Source organism: Paenibacillus haidiansis (genome assembly GCF_036553665.1).
Taxonomy (GTDB): domain Bacteria; phylum Bacillota; class Bacilli; order Paenibacillales; family Paenibacillaceae; genus Fontibacillus; species Fontibacillus haidiansis.
In genome coordinates this window covers 1-5,230 of record NZ_JAZHPZ010000039.1, presented here as the reverse complement: position 1 = coordinate 5,230, position 5,230 = coordinate 1, and the positions used below count along the sequence as shown (strand labels likewise).

Sequence of the window (5,230 nt, the reverse complement as noted above, 5' to 3'; positions counted from 1 at the left end):
CCCGAAACGGCCGCCTAATAGTTCCTGCACAGCCGCCGCGGCGTTGGCGTCCGGATGTTTGGGAACAGGCAATGCAATGGGCAATCGATTGATGCGCTTGAACATGGCGGACATCATCCCCTTATCAGATTAATAGTTCTTATTATCTTTATGACAGGGAACGTTTGTCTCATGCCGCGCCGGAGCGCTAAGAGGGCATAACCCAAATCATTTGCTGCGTGCGCAGAAAAAATGAGGAATTGTCTGTTTGCAGCAAGACATGATCCGGTTTCACGTCGGTTATCGTACCCCGAACAGGGCCCCGAAACGTTTCAATAACCACCGTCTTTCCTTGAAGCGAGCGTAAGGTGTGATAAAAATACGGGTCAACCAAGGTTACTGTGGATAATGCGGGATTTGCCGTTTCTCTGTACAGTCCATTCGGATAAGCATACACGATGAAATCTCCTCCTCATTCTTGTTACCATTTAGCCTATGCCGAAGGAAGGAAGGTTGTGTTTCCGATTGCATTTGAGACAACCAACCCGATAAAAATGACCGGAAACCGGGCGGATGCCGTTGTCGCTTCTACACGTCTGCCATAGACTGATGCTGTAAGTTCAAAATTCACCTACCCAAGGAGGAATGGTATCGAATGCAGTTTACTAAACAGGCAATGCCCATGTTTACGCATGACCACGCCGTTTATGTCAGGCAAATGCACGACTGGCACATGAAAATGGCTCAATATCACGACCAATTGCGTGCCTTTCATCTGGAAAGAGCGAAACAATTTCAAAAGCTGGCCGAAGAAAGAGCGAAAACGTCAGAAATACCCAGCGGCACCAGCGCCGCTTAAAGGCGAACCGACATGGAGCGATGTGATGAGTTGGCAGCATTCCGAATCAAAATCTGGGACCGTTATGTAACCCTTCGTTCCCAATATGGAACCCGGATGCCCTTGTCTTTCGATCAGTTCTGGTACGACTTTTTGGCCAGGCACATGATATCCGACAGCAAGGTTGAGAAAGTGTATGAGGACTTCTGCAACAACTGGGAGAAGCAGTGTTCGCAAAATGTTCACGATTCAAGCCACCGGTAGTAAAATCGGTGGTTTTTTCACGAACCGACTCATAATCTCAAGACTGCCAACAACCCGGAACTGCGAAGCATGTTTTTTGTTATATCGGGAAAAATAATACATGGACTGAACGCGAAAGGCAGGGAGACGATGCGTTGGATCGGTTGGTTTAAAAAGCAAGACAAAAGCGATACGCCAAAAGAAGCCGATACCCAACCTCCTGCAGGTAACTTGTCTCCGCAGCACGTGCAGCAATTGTTTCACGATATTCACGATGCACAAGTGCATGAGTTGGATGCGGGAGGGCGGAAAGTCAAGCTGTTCTACATCCGTTCCTTTGTGGATCAAAATCAGGTCGAAAGCGACATCGTGCTTCCCCTTTTGCACGCCCCGGACGAACAAGCAGGACAAAAGGTGATTTCCGAAGATCGGGTGGAAGTAACGACGCTGCAGCAAACCGAAGAGCTCATCTTGCAAGGAGGAATCCTTGTTTTTGATGAAATCGGGAACGTTTGTGCAATCAAAAAGCAGAATCAGTTGGGCCGCGCCATCGATTCTTCCGAGCAGGAATCGATTGTGTACGGCCCTAAAGACAGCCTAACCGAGCAGTTGGACAAAAGCTTGAGCTTAATTTGTTTCAATCCCCAGAAGACTATGTACATCGCTGGTTGGTAAGCACCTTCCTGCGGGGACTTCGTTTTGTCGCGTTTGTAATTGCTTTGTTTTTGACCCCGGCTTACGTAGCGGTGACGGTTCATCATTATCAGGTGGTTCCTTTGGAGATGCTATTTCTTCTGATGTAATCACGGAGTGAAATTCCATATCCACCGTTCTGGGAGGCGCTGCTCATGCTGCTGACTCTGGAAATATTAAAGGAAGCCAGTATGCGCATGCCCACCAAATCCAGCCAAACACTCGGCATCGTAGGCGGTATTGTCATCGGTCAAGCAGCCGTGGAGGCGGGAATCGCAAGCAACGTGATGGTGATTGTAATCGCCATTTCCGCCATGCCTCCTTTCTCGTTCCCAATTATTTAATGACAAATGCGAGCAAGCTTCTTCAATTTTCACTGTTGATTCTGGCGGCATGGCTTGGCATGTGGGGTATCGGTCTTGGTTTGATCTGGTTCTGCATCCACCTGCATGGACTGACTTCGCTCGGGCAGCCGTACTTGCAACCACTTAGCCCGTTTTTTGCTAGCGACTGGAAAGATACAGTGCTTCGTTTGCCGCTATCCAAAATGCGTACAAGGCCAGCTTATTTGAAGACGTTGCAACGGCGATGCGCGTAACCGGGAGGAAACCGTGATGTCCCCCCCTGTGCGTCCGGTCAGTTTGTATTCGATTTCAGCGCCTTTCGGATTTTTGTCCCTCGCTTTCTGGGCAAACCGGATGCAGATGGCTGCATTCCAGAAGGAAACCGAGTTTATTACGAATCATGATATGGAAGTACACAGCCTGGCTCAATCCATCGAATAAGATCTTGTCGATATGGAAACGGGCCAGCGTGGTTTTGTGATAATCGGAGAAGCGCAATATTTGGATCCTTATAATAACGGGAATTAAAACTGGCAGACGTACTATGACGCTCTGTTCGGACTTGTCGCCGATAACCCGGACTAGCAGGAAAAACTGAAATTCAAGTCGCCGGAGAGAAAGTGATTGCTTTGCTCGCTTCGCGCGTTAGTTGGAAAATTCAAAGGATAATTTTTGAAGACAACTTATCCTGCGAAATAGGACCAAAGCCCGGCTGTTGTCCAATATGGACAGATCCGGTCTTTGATATTTGTATGCGGGGGCTGGAGTAGATTGGATCAAAGTGGAACTTTCACGATGCGGATTGCTGCTTGGCGGAATAGGATAATTCGTTTCTGGACAACTTAAATGCTGTTTGCATAAATTTGGAAAGGTGGATACCTGCATGTCACCAACATCCAGTACAAGCGTTGAAAACCGGACTACCTCTGCCCCAAGACAACCGAATCGATGCAAAAATTGCATCTGGGGCAACTGGGATGGACTGAAACAATTTTGTTCAAAACCTGTCTGCATTAAGAATCAACCGCTATAATTGAAAAACGCCAACAAATGTCAAGGAGAGGGATGAGTTTCCATTTAGCCATTGCTTTGTGGACAGTATTGTGTTTCCGCTGAAAGGTAACGTCCAACTTCTGGCGGGATTGCCTGTTCAGAAGTTGCTGAATATAATGACCGTATTCACAGGAATCGAAAAGGATGCGTCCTCATTATGTTGGCCTGCAGGAACGGGATACTCGAAGCCATAGCGAGATTGAAAGAGTCCGCCATCGCTTGGGGCAATCGATACGAAGAGCGAGCGGCTTTCTGCAAGGCTTGGCGACCGCTTCAGGATTTTCGAAACGGTTCCTGCCGTGCTGCACCAAGAAGTCGACAAGACGTTGGACAGACATCTCAGCAAGCTCTTCGATCGATTCGAACTCCTGGCTATTTTGAATCGGATTTCGGGATAAGAGGGCTACGGGACAGTTTCTACTATCCGGGTTTACGATGATTATCGTGTCATCATGGCCGAACCAGCTTGGGATTGCCATGGGACTTTGGCATTATCACTGGGAAGTCATACCATTCATGCCCGCTAATTTTCCATGGAATTTTTCACTTCTTCCCGCCACAGTGATGTTCTTAAACCAGTACAAGCCGGAACCCGCTGATAAAGGCTCTCCTATTTGGGGGTTTTTCCGCTTTTGTGGCCGAGCCGGTCTCACAAATGGCCGATTTATACCACCCCGTTCACTGGAAACATACATATTCGTTTCCTATCTATGTGGGGCTATATCTGCTGGCTTCGAGCATCGCCAAGCGGGGCGTTGATTGCACAGATTCATCCTCGGTAGATAAATAAAGGCCAAAACCATAAGTTTACCGATTCCAAAAATCATGCCCAGATTCATGAGCTGCATATTTACCATGTCATTGTTAAAGACTCAAGTTTGTTAATTGATGATCTACCGGACCACTATCGATTCTCGTCATAACGGCTGACAACGAGTTCCTTTTGGAATAAGCATTTTTTTTAAGCATAGAATTTAATGATTCTATACTATACCAGGACATGGGTGAAATATGAAGAAAAATACAAGTATGATAATACAAATCGCCGCAACATATTCGGGAACCGTGGTGGGAGCCGGATTTGCTTCAGGACAGTCGATTATGCAGTTTTTCACGGTATACGGAGCCTATGGGGTATTAGGCATTTTATGCAGCACCTTTCTTTTTGTGTGGATCGGCACTAAAATGATGATTCTAGCTCACCGTATCAAAGCATTTTCATATCAGGAGTTTAATGTTTATCTGTTTGGCAAGATTTTCGGCAAAGTCGCAAATGCCTTGACTTTAATTATTCTATTTGGGGTAACGGCCGTGATGCTTTCAGGAACCGGTACCATTTTCGAAGAACAACTCCGTCTACCCTATCAACTGGGTATTATCATCAGCATCGTTTTGTGTTATCTGGTGATGACGAAGGAAATCAGCGGAATTATGTTCGTAAACTCGTTAGTTGTTCCCATGATGCTTTTTTTCACTATTCTCCTTGTCGTAAAGGTTGTCAGAATAGACAATATTTTTGATATAGTCGGTTGGCAGAACCAACAACTGTACAATTTGAAGTGGTTCGTGAGTCCGTTTGTGTATGCAGGATTGAATTTTGCTTTTATTCTAGCCGTTATGGTTCCTCTGGGGAGTGAGGTGGATGACGAAAGCGCATTAAAATGGGGAGGGTTTTGGGGAGGCATTGGTCTTGGTTTTATGCTTCTTGTCAGCCATTTTGCAATGAGCTCAAAGATGCCCGAGATTCTTCAATACGATATTCCGATGGCCGAGATTATTCGAGATTTCGGGCGGTATTTTCATGTATTGTTTTTGCTCGTAATCTATGGAGAAATATTCACCACATTGATAGGCAATGTATTCGGAATTTCTCGTCAAATCCAAAGTCTTTATAATCTTCCTAAAAGTTGGTTGGTTCTTGGCATATTACTTGCTAGTTTTTTGATTAGTCAAGCCGGTTTCACCTCCTTACTTACTTATCTTTATCCGCTATTTGGGTATATGGGTTTGATACTTCTTATTTTTTTAGCAGTTCAACGGATGCCCAGGGACTAAGTCTCCATATTTTTATAAGTTGATT

8 protein-coding genes and 2 pseudogenes are annotated in these 5,230 nt (G+C 45.9%); 8 read left to right on the top strand and 2 right to left on the bottom strand.

Annotated elements, in window-relative coordinates; genetic code table 11:
• Positions 1 to 105 (bottom strand): annotated as a pseudogene (locus tag V3851_RS26865) (manganese catalase family protein); the annotation flags it as partial.
• Positions 106 to 187: 82 nt separating this feature from the next.
• Positions 188 to 436 (bottom strand): YuzF family protein, encoded by a 249-nt coding sequence (locus tag V3851_RS26860; protein WP_074730212.1) that lies wholly within the window; start codon positions 434 to 436, stop codon positions 188 to 190.
• A gap of 198 nt (positions 437 to 634) precedes the next feature.
• Here V3851_RS26860 and V3851_RS26855 point away from each other — a divergent pair, with 198 nt between their 5' ends.
• The 8 genes and pseudogenes from V3851_RS26855 (at position 635) to V3851_RS26825 (ending at position 5,205) form a co-directional block, all read left to right on the top strand.
• Positions 635 to 838 carry a hypothetical protein gene (locus V3851_RS26855; RefSeq protein WP_331849427.1) on the top strand — a complete coding sequence of 68 codons (204 nt, stop codon included), beginning with the start codon at positions 635 to 637 and terminating at the stop codon, positions 836 to 838.
• A 12-nt stretch (positions 839 to 850) separates the two neighbouring features.
• Complete coding sequence (locus V3851_RS26850) at positions 851 to 1,081, top strand: hypothetical protein (RefSeq protein ID WP_128630839.1); 231 nt, start codon at positions 851 to 853, stop codon at positions 1,079 to 1,081.
• A 129-nt stretch (positions 1,082 to 1,210) separates the two neighbouring features.
• The gene (locus V3851_RS26845) at positions 1,211 to 1,735 is read left to right on the top strand and encodes a spore germination protein (RefSeq protein ID WP_178075803.1); all 525 of its coding nucleotides are present in this window, start codon (positions 1,211 to 1,213) and stop codon (positions 1,733 to 1,735) included.
• A pseudogene (locus V3851_RS27060) lies at positions 1,693 to 2,351 on the top strand (spore germination protein). Before V3851_RS26845 ends, V3851_RS27060 begins: the two are co-directional and overlap by 43 nt.
• Before the next feature lie 16 nt (positions 2,352 to 2,367).
• On the top strand, positions 2,368 to 2,538 hold the full coding sequence (locus V3851_RS26835) for a hypothetical protein (RefSeq protein ID WP_007779739.1): 171 nt from the start codon (positions 2,368 to 2,370) through the stop codon (positions 2,536 to 2,538).
• A 12-nt stretch (positions 2,539 to 2,550) separates the two neighbouring features.
• Complete coding sequence (locus V3851_RS27055; protein ID WP_081494688.1) at positions 2,551 to 2,625, top strand: CHASE3 domain-containing protein; 75 nt, start codon at positions 2,551 to 2,553, stop codon at positions 2,623 to 2,625.
• 960 nt (positions 2,626 to 3,585) lie between these two features.
• Positions 3,586 to 3,909 (top strand): CBO0543 family protein, encoded by a 324-nt coding sequence (locus V3851_RS26830; protein ID WP_331849429.1) that lies wholly within the window; start codon positions 3,586 to 3,588, stop codon positions 3,907 to 3,909.
• A 252-nt stretch (positions 3,910 to 4,161) separates the two neighbouring features.
• Complete coding sequence (locus V3851_RS26825; RefSeq protein ID WP_331849422.1) at positions 4,162 to 5,205, top strand: YkvI family membrane protein; 1,044 nt, start codon at positions 4,162 to 4,164, stop codon at positions 5,203 to 5,205.
• Positions 5,206 to 5,230 lie beyond the last annotated feature (25 nt).